The 25,910-nt window shown below is 50.2% G+C and carries 26 protein-coding genes, 1 tRNA gene and 2 rRNA genes; 19 read left to right on the top strand and 10 right to left on the bottom strand.

What is annotated here, in order from left to right; translation table 11 throughout:
* Together ACP5PX_RS05345 and ACP5PX_RS05340 are read left to right on the top strand one after the other, a co-directional pair.
* Window positions 1-520: DUF4162 domain-containing protein (locus ACP5PX_RS05345; protein WP_428084712.1), on the top strand; the 520-nt coding region annotated here is incomplete at its 5' end.
* Window positions 517-1,266, top strand: coding sequence for an ABC transporter permease (locus ACP5PX_RS05340; protein ID WP_428084710.1), 750 nt, complete (start codon window positions 517-519; stop codon window positions 1,264-1,266). The genes ACP5PX_RS05345 and ACP5PX_RS05340, both read left to right, overlap by 4 nt.
* Window positions 1,267-1,285: 19 nt before the next feature.
* Here ACP5PX_RS05340 and ACP5PX_RS05335 read toward each other — a convergent pair whose 3' ends face one another.
* Window positions 1,286-2,044 carry a GTP cyclohydrolase IIa gene (locus ACP5PX_RS05335; protein ID WP_428084708.1) on the bottom strand — a complete coding sequence of 253 codons (759 nt, stop codon included), beginning with the start codon at window positions 2,042-2,044 and terminating at the stop codon, window positions 1,286-1,288.
* Between the two features lie 99 nt (window positions 2,045-2,143).
* Between ACP5PX_RS05335 and thiD the strand changes: the two genes are divergently transcribed.
* The 4 genes from thiD to ACP5PX_RS05315 all read left to right on the top strand — a co-directional run bounded on the left by thiD (window position 2,144) and on the right by ACP5PX_RS05315 (window position 5,389).
* Entirely contained in the window at window positions 2,144-3,472 is a 1,329-nt protein-coding gene (gene thiD, locus ACP5PX_RS05330; RefSeq protein ID WP_428084706.1) for a bifunctional hydroxymethylpyrimidine kinase/phosphomethylpyrimidine kinase, read from the top strand.
* Window positions 3,473-3,521: 49 nt separating this feature from the next.
* Window positions 3,522-3,731: a 30S ribosomal protein S17e gene (locus ACP5PX_RS05325; RefSeq protein WP_428084704.1), complete on the top strand. Its 210-nt coding sequence runs from the start codon at window positions 3,522-3,524 to the stop codon at window positions 3,729-3,731.
* A 118-nt stretch (window positions 3,732-3,849) separates the two neighbouring features.
* Complete coding sequence (locus ACP5PX_RS05320; RefSeq protein WP_428084702.1) at window positions 3,850-5,091, top strand: anion transporter; 1,242 nt, start codon at window positions 3,850-3,852, stop codon at window positions 5,089-5,091.
* A 121-nt stretch (window positions 5,092-5,212) separates the two neighbouring features.
* Window positions 5,213-5,389, top strand: coding sequence for a 4Fe-4S dicluster domain-containing protein (locus ACP5PX_RS05315; RefSeq protein WP_428084700.1), 177 nt, complete (start codon window positions 5,213-5,215; stop codon window positions 5,387-5,389).
* A gap of 179 nt (window positions 5,390-5,568) precedes the next feature.
* Here the strand turns inward: ACP5PX_RS05315 and ACP5PX_RS05310 are convergent.
* From ACP5PX_RS05310 to ACP5PX_RS05300, 3 genes are all read right to left on the bottom strand, one after another.
* Window positions 5,569-10,241, bottom strand: a 23S ribosomal RNA gene (locus ACP5PX_RS05310).
* Window positions 10,242-10,344: 103 nt separating this feature from the next.
* Window positions 10,345-10,416 (bottom strand) — tRNA-Ala (locus ACP5PX_RS05305).
* 28 nt (window positions 10,417-10,444) lie between these two features.
* Window positions 10,445-11,922: ribosomal RNA gene (locus tag ACP5PX_RS05300) — 16S ribosomal RNA — on the bottom strand.
* Together the 16S and 23S rRNA genes with 1 tRNA gene alongside form the textbook arrangement of a ribosomal RNA operon.
* Before the next feature lie 432 nt (window positions 11,923-12,354).
* On the opposite strand from ACP5PX_RS05300, the gene ACP5PX_RS05295 reads away from it, so the two are divergent.
* Together ACP5PX_RS05295 and ACP5PX_RS05290 are read left to right on the top strand one after the other, a co-directional pair.
* Complete coding sequence (locus ACP5PX_RS05295) at window positions 12,355-12,582, top strand: PRC-barrel domain-containing protein (RefSeq protein WP_428084698.1); 228 nt, start codon at window positions 12,355-12,357, stop codon at window positions 12,580-12,582.
* Window positions 12,579-13,166, top strand: coding sequence for a gamma carbonic anhydrase family protein (locus ACP5PX_RS05290; RefSeq protein WP_428084696.1), 588 nt, complete (start codon window positions 12,579-12,581; stop codon window positions 13,164-13,166). Before ACP5PX_RS05295 ends, ACP5PX_RS05290 begins: the two co-directional genes overlap by 4 nt.
* Here the strand turns inward: ACP5PX_RS05290 and ACP5PX_RS05285 are convergent.
* The 3 genes from ACP5PX_RS05285 to ACP5PX_RS05275 form a co-directional block, all read right to left on the bottom strand.
* On the bottom strand, window positions 13,099-14,073 hold the full coding sequence (locus ACP5PX_RS05285; protein ID WP_428084694.1) for a radical SAM protein: 975 nt from the start codon (window positions 14,071-14,073) through the stop codon (window positions 13,099-13,101). The genes ACP5PX_RS05290 and ACP5PX_RS05285 overlap by 68 nt on opposite strands.
* Before the next feature lie 94 nt (window positions 14,074-14,167).
* A complete protein-coding gene (locus tag ACP5PX_RS05280) occupies window positions 14,168-14,590 on the bottom strand; it encodes a molybdenum cofactor biosynthesis protein MoaE (protein WP_428084716.1) in 423 nt (140 codons plus the stop codon).
* A 27-nt stretch (window positions 14,591-14,617) separates the two neighbouring features.
* Window positions 14,618-14,890: a ubiquitin-like small modifier protein 1 gene (locus ACP5PX_RS05275; protein ID WP_428084692.1), complete on the bottom strand. Its 273-nt coding sequence runs from the start codon at window positions 14,888-14,890 to the stop codon at window positions 14,618-14,620.
* Between the two features lie 93 nt (window positions 14,891-14,983).
* On the opposite strand from ACP5PX_RS05275, the gene ACP5PX_RS05270 reads away from it, so the two are divergent.
* Window positions 14,984-15,523 (top strand): TATA-box-binding protein, encoded by a 540-nt coding sequence (locus ACP5PX_RS05270; protein WP_428084690.1) that lies wholly within the window; start codon window positions 14,984-14,986, stop codon window positions 15,521-15,523.
* Between the two features lie 35 nt (window positions 15,524-15,558).
* Here the strand turns inward: ACP5PX_RS05270 and ACP5PX_RS05265 are convergent, their stop codons facing one another.
* Entirely contained in the window at window positions 15,559-16,035 is a 477-nt protein-coding gene (locus ACP5PX_RS05265; RefSeq protein WP_428084688.1) for a flavodoxin family protein, read from the bottom strand.
* 144 nt (window positions 16,036-16,179) lie between these two features.
* Between ACP5PX_RS05265 and ACP5PX_RS05260 the strand changes: the two genes are divergently transcribed.
* The 10 genes from ACP5PX_RS05260 to ACP5PX_RS05215 all read left to right on the top strand — a co-directional run bounded on the left by ACP5PX_RS05260 (window position 16,180) and on the right by ACP5PX_RS05215 (window position 24,253).
* Window positions 16,180-17,307, top strand: a complete 1,128-nt coding sequence (locus ACP5PX_RS05260; protein WP_428084686.1) for a tRNA sulfurtransferase — start codon at window positions 16,180-16,182, stop codon at window positions 17,305-17,307.
* Window positions 17,308-17,311: 4 nt separating this feature from the next.
* On the top strand, window positions 17,312-18,586 hold the full coding sequence (locus ACP5PX_RS05255; RefSeq protein ID WP_428084684.1) for a 3-phosphoshikimate 1-carboxyvinyltransferase: 1,275 nt from the start codon (window positions 17,312-17,314) through the stop codon (window positions 18,584-18,586).
* A gap of 120 nt (window positions 18,587-18,706) precedes the next feature.
* Window positions 18,707-19,267: a hypothetical protein gene (locus ACP5PX_RS05250; protein ID WP_428084682.1), complete on the top strand. Its 561-nt coding sequence runs from the start codon at window positions 18,707-18,709 to the stop codon at window positions 19,265-19,267.
* Window positions 19,254-19,742: a hypothetical protein gene (locus ACP5PX_RS05245; RefSeq protein WP_428084680.1), complete on the top strand. Its 489-nt coding sequence runs from the start codon at window positions 19,254-19,256 to the stop codon at window positions 19,740-19,742. Before ACP5PX_RS05250 ends, ACP5PX_RS05245 begins: the two co-directional genes overlap by 14 nt.
* An 11-nt stretch (window positions 19,743-19,753) precedes the next feature.
* A complete protein-coding gene (locus ACP5PX_RS05240; protein ID WP_428084677.1) occupies window positions 19,754-20,182 on the top strand; it encodes a hypothetical protein in 429 nt (142 codons plus the stop codon).
* Window positions 20,183-20,196: 14 nt separating this feature from the next.
* Window positions 20,197-20,598 carry a hypothetical protein gene (locus ACP5PX_RS05235; RefSeq protein ID WP_428084674.1) on the top strand — a complete coding sequence of 134 codons (402 nt, stop codon included), beginning with the start codon at window positions 20,197-20,199 and terminating at the stop codon, window positions 20,596-20,598.
* Window positions 20,595-21,563: a hypothetical protein gene (locus tag ACP5PX_RS05230; RefSeq protein WP_428084671.1), complete on the top strand. Its 969-nt coding sequence runs from the start codon at window positions 20,595-20,597 to the stop codon at window positions 21,561-21,563. Before ACP5PX_RS05235 ends, ACP5PX_RS05230 begins: the two co-directional genes overlap by 4 nt.
* A 52-nt stretch (window positions 21,564-21,615) precedes the next feature.
* On the top strand, window positions 21,616-22,767 hold the full coding sequence (locus tag ACP5PX_RS05225; RefSeq protein ID WP_428084668.1) for a hypothetical protein: 1,152 nt from the start codon (window positions 21,616-21,618) through the stop codon (window positions 22,765-22,767).
* Between the two features lie 5 nt (window positions 22,768-22,772).
* Window positions 22,773-23,474, top strand: coding sequence for a hypothetical protein (locus tag ACP5PX_RS05220; protein ID WP_428084666.1), 702 nt, complete (start codon window positions 22,773-22,775; stop codon window positions 23,472-23,474).
* 20 nt (window positions 23,475-23,494) lie between these two features.
* Complete coding sequence (locus ACP5PX_RS05215; RefSeq protein ID WP_428084664.1) at window positions 23,495-24,253, top strand: DUF2101 family protein; 759 nt, start codon at window positions 23,495-23,497, stop codon at window positions 24,251-24,253.
* A 1-nt stretch (window position 24,254) separates the two neighbouring features.
* Here the strand turns inward: ACP5PX_RS05215 and ACP5PX_RS05210 are convergent, their stop codons facing one another.
* Together ACP5PX_RS05210 and ACP5PX_RS05205 are read right to left on the bottom strand one after the other, a co-directional pair.
* The gene (locus tag ACP5PX_RS05210; protein WP_428084714.1) at window positions 24,255-25,157 is read right to left on the bottom strand and encodes a M48 family metallopeptidase; all 903 of its coding nucleotides are present in this window, start codon (window positions 25,155-25,157) and stop codon (window positions 24,255-24,257) included.
* The gene (locus ACP5PX_RS05205) at window positions 25,157-25,720 is read right to left on the bottom strand and encodes a LemA family protein (RefSeq protein WP_428084662.1); all 564 of its coding nucleotides are present in this window, start codon (window positions 25,718-25,720) and stop codon (window positions 25,157-25,159) included. Before ACP5PX_RS05205 ends, ACP5PX_RS05210 begins: the two co-directional genes overlap by 1 nt.
* Between the last annotated feature and the right edge of the window lie 190 nt (window positions 25,721-25,910).

Here is a 25,910-nt window from a genome sequence, read left to right as displayed (position 1 = left end):
GATGCATCACCCCTCTGTGCTTTTTCTCGATGAACCAACTTTAGGCCTAGACCCGCAGACGAGAGAACACATGTGGAAATATATCTCCACACTGGCGCGGAGGGAAAAGATGACAATCCTCCTCACCACCCATTACATGGAGGAGGCCGAGCTTCTCTGTGACCGGGTGGGAATCATCGACGCAGGAAAGATAATCGCCCTTGGGGAACCAAGAAGATTGAAGTCGCTTTTGGGTGGCGATAAGATTATCATCAGAACAAAAAATCCACGGATGGCTGCATTGAAGAAACTTGACTGCGTGAAGACCATCCACCGGAGAGGAGACCTGCTTCAAATCGTGCTCCAAAACAGGAGATGCGATCTGAAAAAAATCCTCCTCAACGCCGGAGAAGTTAAGAGCGTGGAACTGAAACCCACCACCCTGAATGATGTCTTCCTTCACTACGCCGGCAGGGAGATTAGAGAGGACGAGGCCGAAGGTGGGTTCTGGCAGCGGATAATGAACGAGAGGAGAACATGAGCGAGGTTGAGGGCATTTACGCCGTTTGGCTGAGGGAATTCAAGGTCTATCTAAGGGAGAAGGAGCGGGTGATCTCATCGCTCATCTCACCGATCCTGTGGCTGGTCGCCTTCGGCACGGGCCTCGGCTCGGTCGTGACCATCGAGGGCGTTAACTACCGAACCTACATCTACCCCGGAATCCTCATCATGAGCGTGCTCTTCTCCTCGCTCTTTTACGGGGTTTATGTGATCTGGGATAGAAAGCTCGATTTCTTAAAGGAGGTGCTGGTGGCCCCTCTCTCCCGCGTCAGCATCTTCATAGGAAAGGTACTAGGAGGGTGTACTACCGTAATGGTCCAAACGGCGGCGCTGCTGGTAATCGGTTACTTCATCGGATTTTCCCTTGCCCCCACCATTTTGCTAGAAGTCTTCCTGCTTCTGTTTCTGCTCTCCATAGCGTTGGTCAGCCTGGGGCTAGCCATCGGCGCCAACATGAGGAGCCCGGAGGGCTTCATGCTGGTGGCCAACTTCGTCATCTGGCCGCTGTTCTTCTTCAGCGGGGCCCTCTTCCCGCTAAGCAACCTGCCGCCCTGGTTCTCAAACATAACCTCCATAAATCCAGTAACTTACGGGGTCGACCTAGTACGAGGGGCCATCATTGGGATCCAGCATTTCCCCCTCCTGATTGATATCGAGGTAATTGCAATCTTTTCGCTACTTGCCATCGTTGCCGGAACTTGGAGCTTCAAAAGGATGCACGGCTGAACTCTGCCGCGCCCTAAAATCAAGCCCGTTTTAAGATTATCGTGGATTTATGCCTATTTTTACGGATCTCGTGTAAACCCTCGCTGGCCAACTGCGCTGCCCTTTCTGCCGTAGGTGCAGCCCCCACACCGGCCTTTAACTCCAGACCCATTTCGGCCTTGACCTCAGCAAGAACGTCGGAAATCTCGGAAACTTCGAGGCCGTTTGACAGGGCCATGATGTTATCGCCGCCCATGTAAAAAACCAAGGCATTGCAGCGGAGGAACTTCTGAACTAGGACCAAGTGGGCCCTCTGAAGCAGAACGTGAGTGTCGTAAATGGGTTCGCTGTCCGTAATTAGCGTGGAATGGTTTATGTCCATGTGGGCAATCTGAACCCAGTCCTGATCCGGATAGCTCACGCAGCTGCCAACCAAAGCACTCTTGCGCTCAGCTGATTGGCTGCTCCCGACGCGTTGTAGACACAATGTAGCCAAGACTTGGGCTTGGTAAGGTGTGGCTGCAGCCCCGATGCTCATGCTCACGGTAACTGGAAACTTTTCGTTAACCACCTTCTGAATTTCACGATGTTCTTCCATGGAAATGCCATTGGTAACTGCGATGAGGTTGTCAAACCTTGTTGGAAAGACCAACCCACCCCGCGTGCCGAACTGCCGCTCCAACTCAGCAAATAGTTCCGCCTGCAACACCTGGAGTTCAAACTCTCTTCTGGGCTCGGGCATTACCGTCCACGGCCCGTAGTTGTCAATCTGGATGATGGTGAGCTGTATTTTTCTCATGATATCCTCTAATTTTATTGCCTAGGGGTGTAAATAATGTTTCGAAAGGATGACGAATACTTTCCAAAAAATGGGTCGGGAAAGAACGGAGGAGAAAACATGAAAGTACCCTGTGTGCTGACCATAGCCGGATCGGACTCCGGTGGCGGCGCCGGAATTCAAGCCGACATAAAGACGATGGCAGCGCTCGGGGTTCACGGGTTGTGCGCCATCACCGCGGTAACTGCGCAGAACACGCTCGGTGTCGAGGCCGTCATGGAAATGCCCCCGGAGTTCGTCGCCAAGCAGATCGATGTCCTCATGGAAGACTTCGAAGTCAAGTTTGCTAAGACCGGAATGCTGAGCAGCGCGGATATCATCAGAGTGGTTGCCAGCCGAATCAAAAAATATCATTTGCGAGTCGTCGTCGATCCAATAATAATCTCGGCCAGCGGCTCCCCGCTCATGCGCGAGGGGGCTCTGTCCGCGATGAAAGAGCTACTCTCTTGCGCTGAATTGGTAACACCAAATGTACACGAGGCTGAAAGGCTATCGGGACTAAAAATTAAATCAATTGGCGATATGAAACGTGCCGCTAAAAAAATTGCTGGCCTCGGGCCTAAAGCGGTTCTGATCAAGGGCGGACACCTGATGAAGAAAACCGTGACCGACATTTTATACCAAAAGGGAAGATTTGAAGAGCTCAGCGGGACGAGGCTAACTGAAGAGACCACGCACGGAACTGGCTGCTCACTATCCTCAGCTATTGCTGCCGAACTCGCCAAGGGTGCATCGTTGAGCACCGCGGTCAGAAATGCCCGAGCGTTCGTGATTCAGGCTATCCAAGGCCGGTTAAAGCTAGGCCATGGCGTCGTGCCGGTTAACCAGATGGCAGGAATATTTCGGGAGGTGGAAACTGCCCGAGCCCTCGGTGAGGTCTGGAAGGCGGCACAGCTGCTGGTGAAAAGCCCGAAATTCGTGAAGCTGATTCCAGAGGTTGGAACGAACATCGTGATGGCACTACCCGGGGCAAAATCCAGATCCGAAGTGGTCGGGCTTTCGGGAAGGATTGTGAGGACCAGCAATGGTGCTGTCTTAACAGGTTTTCCTGAACTCGGTGGCTCGGAGCATATGGCCAATGCCGTTTTGACCGCACATAGGTTTAACCCCAGAATTCTAGCGGCGATGAACATCAAATTCTCCGAGGAAACCCTCCGACTTTGCCAATCCCTAGGGTTGAGCATCTCCTCCTTTGATCGTATTATGGAGCCCAAGGGAGTCAAGACCATGGAGTGGGGCACGGAACAAGCCATAAAAAAAGCGGGCACGGTACCGCAAGTCATTTATGACAGAGGAGGTCTAGGAAAGGAAGCCATGATCAGGCTTCTAGGTCCCACTCCCAGCGAAGTTGCTCACTTAGCACTAAAGATAGCGGAAAAGGTTAGCTGAGGGGAAAGCCTTTTTTACCTCACCACCAAAACGAGCGGGAGGGACACCTATGGGAAGCGTGAGATCTCTATACATAAAAAGAGCCGCAAGAGAAATCCTTGAGAAGTACCCCAACAAGTTCACGAAGGATTTCAGCGAAAACGTAAGAATACTCGACGAGCTGGTAAAGACGGATAGCAAGACGACTCGCAATCGGGTTGCAGGATATATTACTAAAATCATGAGGCGGGAAAACATGGCTGCGACAGAAAACGCCTAAACGACCCTCCTGCCAATTTTGATGACCGCACTGGCGCTGCTTTGCGGCATCGATTTTTAACCCACATCGGCCGGCACACTACTTTTTAATCGCGGGGATGTTAATCAACTAGGTTCACATGTACATCCCAATAATCGTCCTGGCTGCGGTCTTCCTGCTAATCGCAATCAGACGAGTGGGCAGGATAAGGCTGCAGATATGGCAGATTATGCTCTTCGGCGCCATCGCGGTGTTGGTGACGGGACAAATTTCACCGACCGATGCGCTGAAGTCAATCAACTTAGACGTGATGCTGTTCCTCTTCGGAATGTTCACCGTTGGGCAGGCGATGGAAGAAAGCGGTTATCTGTCAAAACTGGCCTACAGGATGTTCCAGCGTTCCAATTCAATAGATTCGCTGATACTGTCAATCTTGTTTGGCATGGGCGTGGCCTCAGCGTTTTTGATGAATGACACCATCGCCATCATTGGTACCCCGGTCGTTCTTTTGCTAGCTAAAAAGCACGGTATTTCACCCAAGCTAATGCTGCTGACCTTGGCGTTCGCGGTCACCATTGGAAGCGCAATGAGTCCCATCGGCAACCCGCAAAACGTCTTAATTGCCATCAATGGTGGCATTAATAACCCCTTCATCACTTTCTTTAGGTTCCTTCTCCTGCCGACAATTATCAACCTTTTTGTGGCCTATTTTCTGCTGAAGCTCTTCTATCGGGAACAATTTCACTCAAAACCGCTGTACCATGAACTAGACCCCATAAAGGACCGCTTGCTGGCCTTCCTTTCCAAACTTTCCCTAATCATAATAGTGGCGCTGGTTGCGGTCAAAATCGGGTTGGGCTATCTTGCACCACAGGTTGACTTCAGATTGACCTACATTGCACTGGCTGCTGCCGTTCCGATTTTAATTTTTAGCCCCAGAAGGCTGAGGATAATAAAAAACATTGACTGGCACTCGCTCGTCTTTTTCGCGGCAATGTTCGTGTTCATGGAAAGCGTCTGGCAGACCGGTTTCTTCCAGTCTATGATAACCGGCTTGAAAATTAACATCACGTCCATCCCTATGATTCTAGCTATCAGCACCCTGCTCAGCCAGTTCATCTCCAATGTTCCGCTGGTAGCGCTGTATTTGCCCATGTTGGTCCAAGCCGACGCTTCATCCAAAGAAATGATTGCGCTGGCAGCTGGAAGCACCATCGCCGGAAACATGTTCATCCTTGGAGCCGCGAGTAATGTTATAATCATTCAGAATGCTGAGAAGAGGTCTGGCGACACGCTGACCTTCTTCGAGTTTGCCAAAGTCGGGGTTCCCCTGACCATCGCCAACGTCTTGATTTACTGGGTCTTCTTGTCTCGGTTCTGATCAGGTCTGTTTCCACAATACCGGTCTCATGCAAAATTTGCCGCTAAAATTGGCTGACGGAAAAATTTAAATAAAGACAGGTTTTCTTTTCTTTATCCTGAAAGATATTAGGAGGAATGGTATGCCACCCGTTGTTGACCTAAAAAAGTGTACCGGGGCTGGAGTCTGCGCGGATGTCTGTCCGGCCAACGTCATCGAAATTCAAAATGGAAAGGCCGTGGTAGTTCGGCCGGATGACTGCATCGAGTGTCGAGCATGCGAGGCCTCTTGCCCCAACGGCGCCATTAAGGTTCCATAATCTGCTAGACGCCCCCAATCTGAGCTGGACTGGGCTCCATAGCAGGATTATTTTTTACCATTATAGGAATGCTTAAAGTTTTTGATTTTATTGCCAACTCTCGATAAACCCACATTAAAGTTGTAAAACAGCCTCGTGATCATGAAAGCCATGCATAGGTCGCAACTGCACCAGCTTGTTACTGGAACTTTCAGCCGATATGTGCCACCGGGCTGAACACCTCGCCGAAGCTCGGTGCTTACACCCGTGGTCATCCAACGGGATCTTCTGGTCCCAGGCTGCGGGCTATCCAGCAAGCCGTGTCGCCACGACTCGCCGTGACGGAGTCACCGATAGCCCAGGGTGCCTATTTTCGGGTATCGCTTCGGCCTTAGATGCTTTCAGGCCTTATCGACTGGCGCGTAGCTGCCCGGCTCTGCCCTGTCGGACAACCGGTAAACCAGAGGCGCCGGCATCCTGTTCCTCTCGTACTAGGGATACCTTACCCTCAGGCACCCAGCACCCCCGAAAGATAGCATCCGACCTGTCTCACGACGGTCTAAACCCAGCTCACGTTCCCCTTTAATGGGCGAACAACCCTACCCTTGGCCGCTGCTACACGGCCAGGATGGGAAGAACCGACATCGCAAAGATTTCTCTTCGGACTATTTCTCCACCCCACACCTAAGTGGGGGCCGGCGTATTTTGGACCACACGATGTGATCCAACTCATCTGCCATTCGGCATCAGTCTCTACAGGGTGGGCAACTTTTCCTTGAATTCTTCCAAGACGTAGGGGCTGACCAACTCAAAAAACCTCCGATTATGTCTCTTGAGCAACCTTAGCCGGTAGTATTCTCCGTCACGGTTCAAATTGACAATCAAGTGAAATTTCCTGAGCGCCTTTATCAACCGAAACTGGTCCTCTACACCGAATCTTTGGGTATTGAAGTAAACCGAATTCCTGCTTTTACTGCCATCGTCCATGAACCAGACCGCTACTGCAAAAGGCGTCAACATCCTCTTGACTTCTTCCGGAACGACCTTGCGCCCTTCTCTGTAGAAAAGTCGGTAAAACTCCATCAATTCTGGATGTGTCCTAGTCACCAGTTTGTAGTAGTCTCGAGCATTTTTTCTGTGATAGATCTTAGGACAAGCGATGTTTCTTAAGATGTTGTGCTTCCATTCAACGTAGAACTTGCGCCTAGCTGTCTGTAGAAACTCAAAAACCACCTTGCCTCTATGAGGACGCAAGTGTCCATCGCCCAAGAGAGATCCGACGATTAGCTCTCTCTGAATTTTTGTCAGCGGCTTTTCCATATGCCCACTTCCCTCGGAGTTGCCTCCACTATCACTCAATCTCCCTCTATTCAACTTTTGTGGAGGATTCTCCGATATTAGCCGGTGCTTTGGTCGGCATTGCTGCCGCCATACCCCGTATTTCGAGGTAGCAAACCGCGGGGTCGATAGGGGCTCTCGCCCGCGACAACTCTGTTATCCCCAGGGTACCTTTTCTGTCATCCCGAGCCCTCACCAAGAGGGACATCGAGGTTCGCTAGGCCCGGCTTTCGCCTCTGCGAGCCTTGGTAGTGAGCTCACAGTCAGGCCGGCTTTTGGCCTTGCCCTCCACGGCGGAGTTCTGACCCGCCTGAGCCGACCTTTGGGCTCCCTTGATATCTTTTCGAGGGACTGCCGCCCCAGCGAAACTGCCCACCTGCCGCTGTCTCCCTTGCGGGGTTAGAGACGTAGCCACGAAAGGGCGGTGTTACATTGGCGCCTCCACCCAGCCCTAAGGCCGGGCTTCTAAGGCTCCCGCCTACGCTCTGCAATCGCGACCGCGCCCCAACGACAAGCTGCAGTAAAGGTCCATGGGGTCTTCGTTTCCCTTCGGGGGTCCCCGGCATGTGCGCCGGCCAGTGGGTTCACCGAGTTCCAGGCTGGGACAGTGGGGCTATCGTTGATTCCTTCATGCAAGCCGCCAATTAAGCGGCAAGGTATTACGCTACCTTAAGCCTCCTTCCCTTGTGGAAGGGTGGACCATATCATCACGCTCAACGCGTGCCTGGCGTATGGTCTCTGAGGATCCCTCCTCAAAGAGCCTCTTCAATTTCTCGGCCTTTTTTGGATGTCTAAAACCTATTATCTCCTTGAACTTACTGACTCTCTCCACGCCCTTGATTACCAAAGAAAACTGCGGATTTTTTCCCCAAGCTCTGCGCTTTCTGACGCTAACGAAGGACTCAATTCCAAGTTCCCTCAGAATCCCCTGAAGACGTAGAATCAATGGTCTGGCGATCATATCAATGCCAACGTAGGGATAAACATACACTTTCTCCCGGTGTCTCTGAACGTCAAGACCACAGTAACCCTCAGCGTCAAAAAGTCCTCGAACGACTTCCAGCTTTAACTTGTCCTGCAGAAACATCGGTGGAATATCCAGCGTTGTAAGTTTCCTTCCTTTGGGATAGTGTAGCCTCTCAAAGAAACTGTGAACTTTTCGGTGGTTGGTGCTGACCATCCAGCAGTCCGAAGAGATTCTCCGCACCTTGGGCTTTATCTGAAAGAGCTCTTCCACAATTCTGGCAATTTCCTCGACAAATCTCTTTTCGCTGTCCCTGCAGAAAACTGTATATGACTTTCCATAAAGGCCGCCATCTCCAAGCATAACGCCCAATAAGTAAGCTAGGCTCATCGTTTTCCCCGCTTTTCTTAAGAGGGACTTTGTTATAAGTTCTCTGGCTCTCAGAGGTTTCCTGCGGGTCGACTCATTCTCCGAAACTCTCGGAGTTTCTGTCTTCCCCGCATACAGCCAAGTTTTACAACCCCCTTGTTCGAGGGTTATAGTTACCCCCGCCGTTTGGCGGCGCTTCTGCCCGTTGGACCGGGCCTTCACGTACCGCCACTGGGCAGAATTCACTTACTGTACAAAGGCTTTCGCCTTCGCAGTAAGCTACGTTTTTATTAAACAGTCGTAGCCCCCTAGTCACTGCGACCTGCCCCTCGCGGGGCAGGCACCCATTCTACCGAAGCTTTTGGGCCAACTTGCCGAATTCCCTAGCCTGGTGTATCTCGACACGCCTTAGGCTTCTCACCTAGGGGCACCTGTGTCGGATCTAGGTACGGTCACCCAGGGTCCCATTTCCCGGCTCCCTTTTCACGGGCTCCAAGAATCAGCCGAACCCACCTAACGGCAGGCTATTCCCGCCTTCACCCGGTTCTCTCCATTACGGAACTCCCCGGGTTTCAACGGTTAAATGAGGCGACGACCTCACTCGGCCTATCTCAGAGCGTCGGAAGCCGGGCTTGCGTTGCCGCAGGTACCTAGGTGGTTCCGGAATATTAACCGGATTCCCTTTCGATGGCGTCTGGTTGAGAGCCACCTTAGGACCGACTAACCCTCGACTGACGATCATTGTCGAGGAACCCGGGCCCCTTCGGCGGTTGGGATTCTCACCCAACTATGCTGCTACTACCACCAGGATCCTCATTCCAACGTGGTCCATACGACCTCTCGGCCGTACTTCTCCCCACGCCGGACGCCTTCCTACCAGATCAGTCTACTAAACTTCGACTGCCCCGAGGTATCGGCAGTCGGCTTAGCCCCGTGAATCTTCGGGGCCCCCGCCCTCGATGGGTCCGCTATTACGCGTTGTTTAAAGGATGGCTGCTTCTGAGCCTACCTTCCCACTGTCTGAGGACGAGGACGCCCTTCTAGGTTGACACTTAGCCGACATTTAGGGGCCTTAACCCCGGTCTGGGTTTTTCCCCTCTCGGAGCGGGAGCTTACCCCCCGCATCCCGTCTCTAGCGATCTACGGTGCCGGCAGCTTTGGAGTTCGACAGGAGAGCCGGGGGTTTCCCCCCACGCATCCCCAATCGGTGCTCTACGCCACCGGCGACCTCGCGCTAGGCCTGACTGCGGCCAGCTTCGGAAGGAACCAGCTGTCACCGGGCTTGATTGGTCTTTCGCCACTAGCCCAAGGTCATCCGACCGAATTGCACATCAAGACCGGTTCGGCCCTCCATCCCTCAAAGAGGGACTTCAGCCTGCCTCGGACTAGATCGCCCGGTTTCGGGTCTTCGCGTCGTGACTCCGGGCGCTGTTAACACCCCGTCCCTCACCCTTGCGGGCTGCGGACCTGTTGCTTTCGCTCTGGCTCCGCGGTTGAACCGCTTAGCCTCGCCACGGCGCGAAACTCCCTGGCCCGTGATTCTAGACGGACGGCACGACCCTGATTCCCTCCCCTCGTACCACCGCCTCGCGACGGCTTCCTTCGGGGAGGATCAACTCTTTCGAGCCGTGCCCTACTATCGCCACCTAGTTTCAGGCTCTTTTAACCCCCCTTCCGGGGTACTTTTCAGCTTTCCCTCGCGGTACTGCGTCCGCTATCGGTCTCGAGACGTGTTTAGGGTTGGGGGTTGATGCCCCCCAGCTTCAGGCACCAATTCCGAGGCGCCCTACTCAGGATCCTCCCCCTCGTACCCTGCGCGATTACGCCTACGGGGCTGTCACCCTCTACGGCGCAGGTTTCCAACTGCTTCGGCTTCTCACGCGAGGGATTGGAGGGAGTCCTACAACCCCACATCCCCAGTGACTTTCGCCACCAGGTTCGGTTTGCCCTCTGCCGGTTTCACTCGCCGTTACTCCCGGCATCGCGGTTGCTTTCTTTTCCTCCCGGTAATAAGATGTTTCCGTTCCCGGGGTTCCCGCTCGCTCGCGCGAGCGACGGAGGTTTACCTCCGTCAGGAAGTCCCATTCAGCGATCCTAGGTTCAACGGTTGCTTGCACCTCGCCTAGGCGTTTCGCCGCTTGCCACGGCCTTCTTCGGCGCTCGAGCCAAGCCATCCCCCAGGTGGCTTACTAAGTTCTCTGTAAACCCAGCTAGCACAGCTGCGACCTATGCACGGCAATCATCTTGCGTTTCCCGCAATATGCCCTTAGCACGAGAGTTTCCTCGCGTGCCGCATTTATTGATGTGGACCCGGCGGGAATCGAACCCGCGACCTTCGGCTTGCAAAGCCGACGCTCTACCTCTGAGCTACAGGCCCAACGAGGGTTCGGTACTCAAAACTTCAAAGGAGGTGATCGAGCCGCAGGTTCCCCTACGGCTACCTTGTTACGACTTAGCCCCTCTTGCAGAACTCGGATTCGACTCGCCCAACTCGAACGAGCCTCATCCGAACCCCACTCGAGTGGCTTGACGGGCGGTGTGTGCAAGGAGCAGGGACGTATTCACCGCGCGGTGTTGGCGCGCGATTACTAGGGATTCCAGCTTCACGAGGGCGAGTTGCAGCCCTCGATCCGAACCGAGCGTAGGTTTAGGGGATTAGCTTCCTCTTACGAGGTCGCAACCCATTGTCCTACGCATTGTGACCCGCGTGTGGCCCAGGGGATTCGGGGCATACGGACCTACCGTCGCCCTCTCCTTCCTCTGGCTTAGCGCCAGCGGTCCCCTTATAGTGCCCAGCTTCCCACTGGGGCAACTAAGGGCGAGGATCTCGCTCGTTGCCTGACTTGACAGGACGCCTCACGGTACGAGCTGACGATGGCCATGCACCACCTCTCAGCTAGTCCGGCAAGGTCGTCAGCCTGGCCTTCATCCAGCTGTCGCCCCTGGTGAGTTTTTCGGCGTTGAATCCGATTGAACCGCAGGTCCCACCCCTTGTGGTGCTCCCCCGCCAATTTCTTTAAGTTTCAGCCTTGCGACCGTACTTCCCAGGCGGCGGGCTTAACGACTTCTCTCCGGCACCTGGTGCTCTCGAGGAACACCAGACACCTGGCCCGCATCCTTTACAGCTAGGACTACCGGGGTATCTAATCCCGTTCGCTCCCCTAGCCTTCGCCCCTCACCGTCAGGTCCGTTCTCGTCAAGCGCCTTCGCCACTGGTGGTCCCCCGAGGATCAGAGCATTTCACCGCTACCCCCGGAGTACCCTTGACGTCTCTCGGCCTCAAGGCCGGCAGTATCCCTTGCCAGCCGAACGGTTAGGCCGCCCGATTTCACAAGGGACTTGCCAGCCCGGCTACGAGCGCTTTAGGCCCAATAATCGCGACCACCACTCGGGCTGCGGGTATTACCGCGGCGGCTGGCACCCGACTTACCCAGCCCTTATTCGTGGAGCTTCTTACACTCCACAAAAGCCGTCGATCAAAGGACCAACGGCACTTGGGGTTCCCCCGTCACGCTTTCGCGCATTGCGGAGTTTTCGCGCCTGCTGCGCCCCGTAGGGCCTGGGGCCTTGTCTCAGTCCCCATCTCCGGGCTCCGACTCCCATCGCCCGTACCCGTTGTAGGTTTGGTGGTCCGTTACACCACCAACAGCCTGATAGGCCGCAGTCCTATCCTCGGGCCCCGGAGGATTTGAGTGAGGGGGCATTCCAGCGTCCCTCACCTATCGGGGATTGTCCTCAGTTTCCCGAGGTTATCCCCGTCCCGAGGGTAAGTTGACTACGTGTTACTGAGCCGTGTGCGGGGCCATCCCTCGCGGGACGCCCTCCACTCGCATGGCTTAGCCGAACCCCAATAGCGGTGGCCTCCGGCAGAATCAACCGGAGTTATTGTCGCAAAGCCAATGAAATTGGCTTGAGTACCGAACCTATCTCGGACCCGAGCCCTTCCAGTAGCCTGGTTTGTTCGGATCCACATTTTGAGTCCACACCAAGAGCACGATTTCTCATCGTGGGACATTTGAGTCCCAAACTCCAATCGACGCCGTTCACACTGCAGTGTGGACGTTATAATCTCTACAATTTGCCATACTTAAAGCTTACTCAGCACCTCTTCCGCAGTAAAATCCCCACCTCAACCCACGCTATGAAAATCAAAATAGACGGTCGAACTTTCGATTGTCTTTGCGATTTCTGAAAGAGGTCATTAAACTCATTCGGCAACAAAGTTCTTCCCGCAAAAATCGACCCAACACCTCTGAGGACAAGATCAGCGAAAGAACTAAAAAGCCGCCGTATGAGTAAATGGCGAGGTGACCTGATGAAAAGGCTGTCCGAGTTAAATGGCCTTAAAGTCTACAGCGACCGCGCGCGTTACGTGGGGACAGTAGAAGATGCGGTGTTAGATGATAAAGAGGGGGCGATAGTAGGCCTAGTCTTCGAACGAAAGGGGGGCAAGGCCCTGTCAATCCCTTACAGCAGCGTCATGGCAATCGGCGAGATAATTTTGATCCAGAGCAGAAAGGAAGAGGCAGTTGCGCCAACATGATTGAGTCCTTTCGGGGCAAAAGACCCCGCATCCACAGGACGGCATTCGTTCACCCGTCCGCGACAATTATAGGCGACGTTATCGTTGGTAAGCACGCCAGCATCTGGCCCGGAGCAGTCGTCCGGGCAGACTTCGCCAACATAAAAATCGGCAACTACACCAATGTCCAGGATAATGCCGTAATTCACGCCGGGGATGTGTATCGAGACGGGAAACCAGAGTATCTCTCTACCAAGATAGGCAGTTATGTTATCATCGGCCACAATGCGCTGATACACGGTGCCACCATCGAAAATCAATGCCTCATAGGTGCCGGTGCCACCGTTTTTAACCGCGCAACGGTCAAGAAAGGCGCCATGGTCGGAATTGGGGCGGTGGTTCTCCGCGATGTCGAAGTACCACCGCGCACCGTTGTCGTGGGCATCCCGGCCAGACCTCTGCGGACGATTACCGATGAAGAATTCCGACAGATCAAAACGCAGGCCATTAACTACTCTAAATTGGCTGAAGAATATTTCAGAGCGGGATCAAGGTCGTCTCAAGCCCGTCGTAGGTGGGGTAAGCCTCGACTAAAGCGAAAGTAAGGTCCCGCTCAATTTTGGCCAAGTTCTCGGCAACGCGCCAGTGCATCTCAATCCTTTTTCTGCGACGATCGATTACAATTAAATCTGCCGGGATTTCGTGTTTTCGCATCAATCTTGATCGCACCGAAATCAGCTTCTCAACGGGAAGGTTCAAGATCACCCCTTTTACCAAAAGGCCATCAGGCGTGATGGCCTCGTGAGCTCTAGCGACATTTTTCGCCTTGCGCTTGAGCCTGTTGCGCAGCTGAACTGAATCCTTCAAGGCGCTGGGGCAATAGTGAATATTCAGTTTCGTGTTCTTAGCGGACCATCTGAGGACCCGGATTGCCTCCTCCTCGCTTCCCTTGACCGCCATCGAAGTGCTGGACCTCAGCTCGAATCCTCTCGCCCTAAGCTGCGCCAAATTGGTATCGGAAAACTCAAGCTCATTCAGGTTAAAAAAATTGCATTTTATTTTTTCCAGCTCGGTCAAGAGCGAGACTATCCTTTGATAATCACCAGGGATGGCGGGTATCTCAACACCAGCATTAAGTCCGACTTCCAGCGCCAGCTTAACCGGCTCTGCCGACCAAGTGTGAAACCTGATTTCATCCAGACCCTCGCGTTTGAGCCGGAGTAGCTGTGACCTCGATAGCTCACCACAACAGTACATGTGTACATGGTGATCTGGACCAAATTCCTGCTTCAGGCGTCTTAGATAGGTTAAGACGCGCCTAAATCTAAGCGATGGATCGCCACCGGTGATTCCGGTGCCCAAGGCGTCCATTGATTTCGCTTCCTCTAGAATATCCCTAATCGACTTAACCGGTCTTTCATTCGCATACGCTAAATCCTTACCCGCCCTTTTGTCAGACAACGGACAGTAAAAGCAGTGGCGCCGGCAAAGACCTGTTACAAAAAGAACCATCTTAGCCCCTTTTATGCAGAGTCGGCAGCCTTTGGGCATCCTTCCCAAAAGCAGGGAATTTGCTGACGTCCTGACTATCCTGCGGTCGTCTTTTTCAGCGGTCAATTTCGTGGCCCCAGCGTCTTTTATCTTCAGTGACTTCTTCCTTCCAGATGAAAACCTCTTTTTTTACCCTATCCATTATTTCCGCAAGGGCTTTGAAAACCTCAGCCCGCCGGACCCCCGCTACTAGCACATAGATTGCGTCATCGCCGGGAGAGAGATCATCAACGACATGGTGAATCATTACCCTCCTGATTCCGGGGATCCTCTCGAAATCGAGCGCTATCTCTTCAAGCTGTTCCATCGCGTCTTCGGCTTTTTCGTAATGCAGATATTTAACAAGTTCCCCATCCGTGGAAACTTCTCGGATAACTCCCACGAAACAACCAATGGCACCCACATCTTTACCCAAGCTGGTTTTCATCCTTTCAAGAAGATCGGGAAGAGTAACTTCTCCCTTTCGATGTATACCCACGTCAGGCAAGAACCATCACCGCGGAAACTAACCTCCCGATACCGGGGGGAATATGGCCACAACATCGCCGTCTTTCAACTTGGTACGCAATCCTTCTGACAGATTAATGCTCTTTCCGTTTACGATGATGCATGCGGTCTCACGCAATTTTTCGCCCTCGAAGAGCAGTTTACTTAACCTCTCACCAAATTTAGCCACAAGCGCCTTCAGCAGTGAGTAAACATCGGCAGCTTCTACCAGCGCGCTCTCTACACCAGCCGCCTCCCTAAAATTGGCAAAGAATTTTACCGTGACAGCCACAGCTCTCACCGAAGTTCTCCTAACTATCTAAAAGATTAATTACTCAACCTTTTTAAGCATGCGTAAGAGAGTAGTCAAGGAAGGGTTGATTTTGTGGCGGAGGTAAAAACCCAGTTACAAAACATCGTGCTTTCCGTGACCTACGAAGGCGTTGAGTTTGACTTGGAGAAGCTGGCCAGATCGCTTGAGGGGGCAAGGTATGATCCTGAGGTATTTCCTGGAATCGCTTATAAATCAGAGGATCCGCAGGCCTCCTTCTTAATTTTTGCCTCAGGGAAGATGAACTGCGTTGGCGCCAGGAGCATGGCGGATGCTAAGCTGGCTATCAAAAGACTCACCAAGAAACTTCAGAAAGCCGGAGTTAAGGTGAAAAGTGAGCCCAAGGTAAAAGTTCAAAATATTGTGGCTTCCTTCGATTTCGGGCGCGAATTCGACTTGGAGAAAATAGCCAGAACTTTTGAAAATACTGAATATGAGCCCGAAGTCTTTCCGGGCCTAGTCTTCCGGCTGGACGAACCTAAAGTAGTAGTGCTCCTCTTTGTCTCCGGCAAGGGGGTCTGCGCTGGCGCCAAAAGCATGACAGACATTAAGGCGGCGGGAGCCAAGATATTAAAGCTTCTGAAGCAGCACTAAAGATGCGGCTAATTTGGCTGCTCAAGCGGTCAAAGCTATCTGGTCAACTTAACCACAATACTTGCGACCCTATATCCCAGCTCCCGACAGTCTTGGATGCTGTCTTGGTTCGGTGTTCCCACCGCAACCGACCCGTAGTGCATGCGCTTTGATCTCCCAACTACGACCATGCCGTGGATGAGCAGGGCATGGAGCATCGACAGTAGCGTGGTTTCAGACCCACCCGAGCCCCCAAAACTGGTAAAGGCCGCGCCAACTTTTCCATCGAGCTTGCCATAGTGTTTCACCGATTCATCGATAAAGGCCTTCACTTTGGCGGACATCTGGCCGAAATGGCAAGGGGAACCGACGATTATGCCGTCCGCATCTAACAGCTCGTCAACTTTGGCTTGGTCGACCTTTTTAAGCACCACATTAACGCCGGCTACTTCTCTCGCACCCTCGGCCACCGCTTGAGCCATCTTCTCCGTATTTCCTGACGACGAGTCATAAATAACCAGAACCTTGGGCATTGTTCACCACTTTGTTTCTTCGTTCTTTTTTAATTAAAATTATCATTTTTAGACAACTGTAGCTAACTATAAGCCAAGAAAGTGTGTTTCCGGCTAACAATAGCCTAATTTTTAGTCTGAGCGAAGATAGAACTTTTCGATACCATGACATCCACGGTGATAGTGAGATACGGAGAACTGGCCCTCAAAAGTGAACCCGTGCGGAGAAGATTTGAGAAAAGCCTGATAAACTCAATTGAACGTTCACTGCAGGAATTGCCGCATAACCTTAGAACCGAACGGGGCAGAATTTTTGTTGAAACCACGGCTGCTGCTAAAGCCGTAAAAATTCTGTCCCAGATGCCGGGCATAACCTCAGTAAGTCCGGCAATTAAAACTCGGGCCCATCTCGATGATATTAAATCTAAGGCAATCGCCATGGCCAAAAAAATATTACATCCAAGAATGTCCTTCGCGGTCAGAACTACCAGAGTCGGAGAACATGCCTTTTCGAGCAGAGACATAAACGTTGAAATCGGATCGGCTATACTTTCACGCCTAAAAGGTCTAAAAGTTGACCTTTCGCACCCTGATGTTGAAATCTCAATTGAGGTCCGGGGTAGTGATGCCTACATCTTTTACAAAACAGTTAAGGGTGTTGGCGGGTTACCTGTTGGAACTCAAGGTAAAACTGTAGCGATCTTATCCGGCGGCGCAAAATATGCTATCGCCGCCTTTATGATGTTAAAAAGGGGGTGCAACGTTGCGCTGCTATTTTTAAATCCCCTTGACCAAACGACGCATCAACAGGCAAAGCGCACTATCAGCCAAGCTAAGAAATTGTCCCTCTTCGGGGCGGACGATTCTCTCCTGGTATTTCCATTTAAAAAAGTCCTAAACAGAACTCTGAAAAATAAAGACAAAAAAATTTCTTCAATTATTCACAAGCGTTGCGAATTGCGCGCCGCTAGCTTAATCGCGAAAAAGATTAGGGCTGAAGCCGTTGTAACTGGAGATGATGCAGAAACAATTAAATTACTGGGGTTGGTAAACTTACCCGCCATCGATGCTGTCTGCGACGTGCCAGTGCTAAGACCTCTTTCCTTTCTAGATGAAGATGAAATAAAAGATATTGGAGAAAAAATAGGTCTGAGGATAAAAAGCGCAAAAAGTCAACCCGCCACAGGAGCTACGGTTAATGCGGAAGAAATCCTCAAGCAGGAAAATTTAATAAACATCGAAAAAGTTATTGAAGATGCCTCTAAAAAAATAAGAAAGATAATTATCCGGTGAACTCATGAATCTAATCGTTAACCCAGCGACTTCGCTCACGGGAGAAGTGGAAGCTCCACCATCAAAATTTCATACCCAATTTTCCGTCGCAATTGCGATTCTCGCCGGAGGAAAGTCCACCATAGAATCCCCATTAAAGGTTCGTGACACTAACGTTATGCTAAAATCGGCCGAAACGCTGGGTGCCGTCGTAAAGCGATCCCAAGAAAAATGGACTATCTGGGGGGTTGATGCCAAAATTAAATCAGACAAAGGCGCAGTGGATGCCAAAAATTCCGGCACCTCACTATGCCTGCTTACCAGTATTTCTGCTCTTTCAGCAACAACCATCGTGCTCAACGGTGACAGTCAGCTGCGCTCGCGCCCAATGCCCAACTTTCTTAAAGCCCTACGAAGTCTGGGTGCTGACGTCTATTCGACGAAGCCTAATGAAAGCCCACCTTTCATAACTTTCGGCGGCGGCATTACTGGCGGCAAAATAAAGCTTGGCTTTCTTGAACCTAGATACCTTCCCCTTGCTCTAATCGCAGCACCATACGCCAAAAAAAAGGTAGAATTGAAAATCAAATCACGGCCTCTGAATCAGATTTCTGAATTAATGAAAATCGGACATGTCAAAGTAACTGAAAAGAGGGACACGGTCATAATCCCTAACCAGACTTATCACGTCTTTAGTTATCGAGTGCCACGGGAAATATCTGGAGCTGCTCCATTTTTAATCGCGGCTGGGCTGACCAACTCTCGCATCAAAGTTAACTTTCAAGGACAAATGACCAACCGCGACAAGGAATTCCTCAAATACTTAAACGCGTTCGGGTTGGAGCCGCAGACCTCAAGGAAATATGTCATCTTAGAGGGAAAACATAAACTCAAGGCCGCTAGGTTGAACCTCAGCCCCGCTCCCGAACTGCTGCCCTTGATGGCAGTGATTGCCTGCATGGCAAAGGGTAGAACATTACTCTACGGTGCTGAGGATGCTAGGTCCATGAAGTCGGACAGAATTTCGGCAATAGCCAATGAGCTAAGGCGCATGAAAGCTAGGGTGCTTGAGAGAAACGACGGACTAATCATCCAAGGCCCGGCAAAACTGCGCGGCTGTGAGGTGGACGGCTACAACGACTATGCCATAACGGCCGCTCTTGTGGTTGCGGCACTCTTGTCCAACGGAGCCACCGCGATAAAAAATGGTGCCGACTCGCTCATTTTGAGCTATTCGCGATTTATATCCACATTCCAAACCATAGGTGCTAACATAAGCTACCAGCATTCGACAACTTGAGCTGTGGGAAGTTAATATTTCTGAAACATCAGGATTAATTGCCCCATTCCAATTATCCCCAATTGTGGTCTCTTGAAAGGACAGCTGAGTATAGAGTTCTTGGTGGTCCTTGCTGCATTTATGATGATGGCAGCCACCATTATCATTCCGATGTGCAATCAAGCAATCACAGACGCTGATAAATTAAGCAAGATCTCAGAGGCGAAGCGGGCTGCCAGCGAACTAGCGGCCGGCCTCAACAGAGTTTATGCGATGGGTCCAGGCTCTAGCTTGACTGTCGAATACTCTCTCCCAGACAGAGTTTTAACAACATGTCTGGGCGGCTACGAAAACCTCGACGCGGACGGCATAGTTACAGCGGATGAAACAGTCCCGATAAATGGCTGCGCTGACATTCAGATTTTGATGGATTTAAACGGCGATGGTATGTGGGACAATCTTCGCGACTCTGTAGTAATTGTGGATACCATTCTTCCCAGCCGCTGGAACGAAGACGGTACCGAACGGGGCGAAGAATGGGTTAAAGAGAATTGCGTCCACGTGGAAGAACAAAATTTAAAAATTGGTCCCGAACACAACACGCTTTCAAAAAGAACTTTTCACCAAACCACGTTCATCTACTGCTACGATCCCAGCAACCAATACCCGCACCGGATCGTGGTCCTAGATGAAATCAGATAAATACCATTCCCGAGGACAATCGGCGCTAGAATATCTAATAATATTTTCAGCGGCTCTTGCAATAATGACCTCAGTTACTTTTACCCAAATGATCAATCCGGCCAGTGATGCTGCAAACCATTCACTGCATTTAATGCAAGCGCGCGCGGCCGTGAATTCCATCGCTGGCGCCATAGACACCGTTTACACGAACGGGGCTGGAGCAGTCAAAAGCTTGATGGTTAGAATGGATTGTGCTTGGACCGTACAAATGGACAACTTAAAAAATGTTTTCAGAATAACGTTTTGGACGCAGTTCGGTTCAGAAAATTTGGAAGCCGACATTCATTACAAGATACAGCGACAGCAGTTGCTTCCATTTATTTCCCCGGGAACTTACACCGTGATTATCGTTTGGTCCGAAAACGAAAACATCTCCGAAACTTTACAACTTGAAACAAATGGCGGGTTAATTTACATTTATCTTAACCCCTGAGGGTGATCAGATTGCACAGGAAAGAAAACAGCGGGTTCTTTTCAATAGACGCTTTGTTGGCTTTAACCTTGCTCCTAGTGATTACGACCTCATTGCTACACCTATATGAAGACAGAAGAAAATCTGCGGAAGCCCTTGGTACCGGTCTAGAAGCAAAGATGATTGGAAACAGGCTTGCGTCAGCAATAAACGCCGTCTATGTAAACGGTCCCAACTTCAGGGTCGAAATTAAACTGCCGGAAAATGTTGAGGACCACAAGTATTGGATATTCTCTGACAATTCGGTGGGGTTGTTAACCGTGGAAATCTCAAGCGGTGAAACAGTAGAAACAAAGATAGCTTGCAGAAATTTCAAAAATTTTGTGCTTGAATTCGAAAACCTAGGGAAAAAAATTGAGATATTCTGGGAGGAATCTCAAATATGTGTCGTGAGTCAATAGCAGGCCAATCCAGCATGGAATTCTTGATTTTAGTCGCTGGAATTCTTTTGACTACAACATCGCTGTTTTACTTAAGTTTAGTAAATAATGAAATCGCCACCATAACTCAGGCCGCCCACGACGGAACCGAAAGCGCCATCGCCGCTATTGAAACCAAATACGGATGTTCTTTAAACTTGGATTATTTGCAGCTCAGAGACAACCTGATTGAAATATCAATTGTCATCGTGTCTGCGCCATCTGAGAATATTAACTGGCTCGAGTTCAAGGAAAACATCGTTAAAAAGACGGTCGAAGAATACGTCCTTAACCATATTCAACACGCTCTAGGTGCTCGCCCATCAACGACTAATACGGTTAAAACGGCATTTTGCACTTATGTCGTCTCTATCCGTCTGAAGGAGGGGACTTTGTGAACGAGCGCGGTCAAGTTTTTACCCTAGACATGTTTTTCGCACTTGCCTTAGTAACGCTGATAATCGGTTGCTCCGGTTTGGCCTTGGAGCAGGTTAGAAGGCAGATGGATGATTATCTATTGAGATATTCTCTTGAACAAACTGCCAATTTTGCTGCAGATATGCTCGTGAAAACCGGGGGAATTCCTGATAACTGGTGGATGGAACCTGCTTCCGTGGAAACTGTTGGTCTATCACAGGCCAATCCAGATGGGGATTCGATACCAAACAGCCTTTCGATTCAAAAGTTAGAGAACCTAAGGCAGCTTTGCAGAAATGAAATTTGGGAGGGATATCCTGAAACTTCCCAGGCAATAAAGAACCTTTTCAACAATTCTGAAAAATTCGAAATCGTCCTTATTGACGAAAAAACCGGGGAAAATATCTGGCCTCCAGTTTATCCACGCTGGGACATTAAATCTTCATCTGGAGCTAAAGATTCCTCCGAAGTCGTCATAGTAAAGCGTTTAGTTGCCACCAGTGTGATAACCGAAAACTCAATTGAAAATCTAGTTCACATCAGCAAACCACCTCGTTATCAAGTTTACTTCACTGTCAATCCGGGAGAGCTAAACACGCGGGATTGGTATATTGTTTTAACCAGACTGCTACCGCGGCCGCCGACACAACCAGAGATTAGAATTTGGGTGAACCGGAATCCTCCTGACGGGGACGGGGACTGGGACTTTAAATCTCCGCCACGGGAATCGCCGTTCAGAATAAGATCCGCTGGTGTGGATTATCCCGATGGATCTGACTACCTCTTTCCGGTACCTCTACACGAAGGGCTGAATTTCATCTGGATCAGAGTTTCGGGTAAATATGCTCCCGCCGATGTCTCGATAGTTTCGCTACCAAGGGGGTCGCCGACAAAACTGGTCGAACTTCCTCCAACAGGAACTTTAGTTGTAAAATTATGGAGATAGAAAAATGTCCCCACAAGACGAAAAGGGTTTTATATTCAGTCTCGATGCAACATTGGCGGTCGCGGTTCTAATCACGGCCATCGTGGGCTTGGTTGGCTTCGGATTGCAGTCAATCCATGGTCAACAGGGTTCTCTGCGGCTCGAGCGATATGCCAATGATGCTCTTGAAGTCTTACAGTTGACCGGAACTATGGACACCATTGTAAACTACATTAGACACGGTTACTTGGAAAACGCTGAAACCTTGGCTGAAACTGAGCTTCGAAAAATTTTGCCCGCCGAAATTCAGTTCAGGATGATAATTGGTGACGAAAATGATCCGCGTCTGGATAATATTTTTCCGACTGCTGGGAAAAACGAAGAGTGGTTAGCTGCCTTCCAAAAAGCAGGTGAAATTGCCAAGGCGGTTAGAACAACAACTCTACCACAAAAGAATCTTAAAATACTGGCATGGGTAGACAACGACGATGAAGAATTCATATCGCTTCTGTTGGTAAACGCCGGAATTGAAATCAAAAAAGTTAACACTCTTGCGGATTTCTGGAATGAAATAGACGCCGCCATCGTTAACTGGCAACCGAATCGTCCCTGCTATGACGCAGTTTTCATCCCTGATGCTGAAACCGATCTCGCTCCAAACGGGTTGGCTTCAAAAATCATTGAGCTAGTAACATATCAAAAATGCGACGGCATGCTCGTCGTCGGTGGGAGCACCCTTTACCACAATTGCCAACTCGAAGAAACTGACGGGTATCTCTGGGAGTCCCTTGGAGTCCAGTGGAATAATTCACCACAAGAAATATCCGGACCTCCGCTGGACAACATGCGAATCATCAGTTCGAGCAATTTCGTGACCCAATCCTATAAAAACGGCGACAATATCGAATACAATCCAAACTACAGCCAATACATTTACATGCCGATTGACAATTCATGGGTAATCGCCCGGTGGGACGATGCCCCGAATAATCTTACGGCACCGCTCAGTGGAATAATTGTTCGCCCTGCTGGTTATTTCCACAGCCGAATCGGTACTCTGCCCAAGCCCGCTGTGCTTTTCAACATGCGCTTTGCTCAAAGTGCCACGGACCCGGATAATCCGATGGGTACCGCTGACTGGATAACTCTGATAAAGTTTGCGCTTGGCTATGAAGAAACCACAGAATTAATCAGCCTCTACGTTTGGAGAGGCCAAACGGTGTGATGCGGATGATCAGTTACCAAGACCAGAAAGGTGTTGGCCTGAGCAGCTTGGCGCTGCTACTGATACTGCCAGCACTGCTTATAGTCGCGTCCGGTCTAAAAATTGCCGAGATGGGCAGTGAAACCAACGCGATACAAATTCTGGCAGACAAAGTATCTTATACTGGAAAAGATATCTTCAACTCAATAAAGCTTATGGAAAAAAATAGATTCCCGATCGATAACACAATTCTACAGACGCTTGCTGAAAAATATCGTTCGGCCACTGGGCTACTAGTGGAAATCTCTCTAAACCAAGTGCACCCGCTTTGGATTCACGTACAAAACACGGGGGCCGACCACTATGCTGGAAGCAAATACTGTGACGTTGAAAAAATCTCAGACACCAAATGGGGATATTCCTTCGAGGATTTTGACGAAAGCGCTGGTGACGCTGTCGATTTTGACTATGGCGAACCGAATTTGCTTCTCGAAAAAACGAACGAAAAAATAAAAATAGCTGTACTGAGCTACGACAGCAGTTATTTTTCGGATGTTTACTATTCCAAAATATTGCTGTGGAGTGGGGTTGGCGGCATCGGAAAAACACATGTGGGGGAAACTGTTGAAATAGAGGAAAATCTTTTCGGATTTTTCAGTGTGGTTTCTATCAAGGTTCAGGATCTCGGTGGAATAGCAAGGTATTCCGAAAATATCTTACTAAAATGACAAGCTGGATGGTGAAGATGATGACGAAGGTTTCAAAATTTACCCGACTGTTTTGGCAAATAGGCAACATCTTCCTCGGCTCTGACAGATGTCTCTCTTCCAGCAAGAATAAGAGTGATAAAAATAAGGACGAGCTGCCCATCAAACATAATCCGGCAATACCCAGAAAAATCAAGGGTTTTTTCGAAAGCCGTCACGCCGGATGGCCCGAATATGTTATGTTAAAGACACAAATTGCTATATTATCGCTTTTCGTCACAACGACAGTTTACTTGGTCATTTCACAGGACGATTACTTAACTTTTCTCACCCTGACCTTGATTTTCAGCTTTTATTTATTTCATCTGACCAAGACCCAGCTCAAGCTCGCTTTTAAACAGGATTACCCTGCCTACAGAAGTTTCGTGATTATCTGTGCCGCCATTAGCTGGACTCTTCCATTATCGCTCAAAGTTTTGCCGGCAATTTTTACCGAGAAATCTGAATTGGCCATCTTAACACCAACTTTTCTTAACATCGGCCTCATCGCCACCACCTTTGCCGCATTCAGATTAAAGTACGGAAGGAAATTCACCTACGGCATAGTTGAAGAATCCCGCGGCCGTTTCGCTTTGGTTCGGGTCAGCTACGACATCCGGAGTAACGTCAAGCCCGGTATTTATCCTGTGGAGTGCCTCGTCAGGGTAAATCGGGGGGATGAGGTAAAATTGAGTGTGGCTAGAACATTGCTTGGTTTGGGCGGAGCCAAGATTAAAGCCATTACCGAAGTCGTCGACTAAACTACATCTGCCGAAGCCGTCTAATCCGTTCAGCAAGGGGCGGATGTGTAGTAAAAAGATTATCTAAGGGACTTCTCTTAGGATCGGTGAAAAAAAGATGCGAAATCGCCTCGCTTACCTCCATTTTGCCACTATTTTTATTCATTATTTTTTCAAGAGCGGAAGCTAAGCCCTCAGGATAACGCGTGAGTTCCACGGCACTAGCATCAGCCAGATATTCCCTCTGCCTCGAAATCATCGCCTGAACTAGCCTTGTGGCTATAGGGGCAATTACGGCCAAAATTAATCCCATTAGTATCAACAGTGCCGCCATGCCACCTCCTCGTTCATCCCGTCGTCTTGAACCTCCGGCAAAGAATGCACCTCTCAACAGCAGATAACTCAAAATAGCGGCAAAACCGACGAAAACGGCGATCATCATCATGAAGCGGATATCATAATTTCTTATGTGGGAAATCTCATGCCCGATAACACCTTCCAGCTCGACGCGGTTGAGATTCTCAAGCGCCCCAGTGGTCACACCCACCGCAGCATGTTGCGGGTCACGACCCACAGCAAAAGCGTTTATCTCCTCGCTCTCAATAACATAGACCTTTGGCGGGGGAATTCCTGCCGCAAGACTAAGACCCTCCACTGTGTTTATCAGATAGACATGCTTCACGGGATCAGCTGGCTTGGCCTTCATAACGCTGAGCACTGCCCGATCACCATACTGATATGAAATCATTGCCTGCATTGCCATCCAGAACAGCCCAAAAAGGACCATTAAAAAAGCTAATTCTGGAGCGAATAGATATCCAATAAGGTAGAGAAGACCAACAACCATCGCTGTTATGGGGATGACTAGAAGCACGGAATTTCTCTTATTTTTACTTATCTGGTCGTAGAAACTAACCCGCTGCATCAAAAGGTCACTTTAGGAACCGTTCGCTCTTTCTCCGCAGCCTCAAAGTATAGCTTTAGCTCGGTTCTGCCCATCCTCTTGGCAAACCATCTTCCCGGAAAAGTCGTGATCGCATTATTGTAGGCAAGCACCGAGTCATTGTAGAATTGCCTCGCATAGGCGATTTTGCTTTCGATGCCGTCGAGCTGTTCTTGAAGTAGTTTAAAGTTCTCGCTGGCTCTAAGGTTTGGATAGTTCTCGGCCAAGGCAAAAATGGTCTTCATCGCGGCCGCTAACTCCACCCCGGCATCCATCTTGTCCTTTACCGTCTGGGCCCCCATCATCCTCTCCCGGGCTTTGGTCACCATTTCAATGGCTTTTTTCTCGTGCGCCATGTATCCCTTAACAGTTTCCACGAGGTTGGGAACCAGATCTGCCCTTTTCTTGAGCTGCACCTCTATTTGTGCCCAAGCGTTATCAATCCTGTTCGATAGGGTGATTATTCGATTGTAATAGCTGAAAAAGAGCGCGACGATTATCACCAAGGCGATGACAACCACAAAAATAAGAATCCATTCCCACATGCTATCGCCTAGTGCTTTTAAGCCTTCTGACATTTAAATGTATCCAAACAGACCGATTATAAACTGCCAGTAAATATCGCCGAAAAAAACGGTCACGAAAACCCCTGCGGCCAGCGCTGGCGCGAAGGGCATGCCCTTTTTGATTCTTAATTCATCTTTAATCTTTCCCTCCTTAACCAGCTTTCTGAGG

It is taken from the genome of Hadarchaeum sp. (SeqCode), from assembly GCF_049969415.1.
Taxonomy (GTDB): Archaea; Hadarchaeota; Hadarchaeia; order Hadarchaeales; family Hadarchaeaceae; genus Hadarchaeum.
The sequence above is the reverse complement of the archived record's forward strand: the minus strand, read 5'-3'. Positions and strand labels throughout refer to the sequence as shown.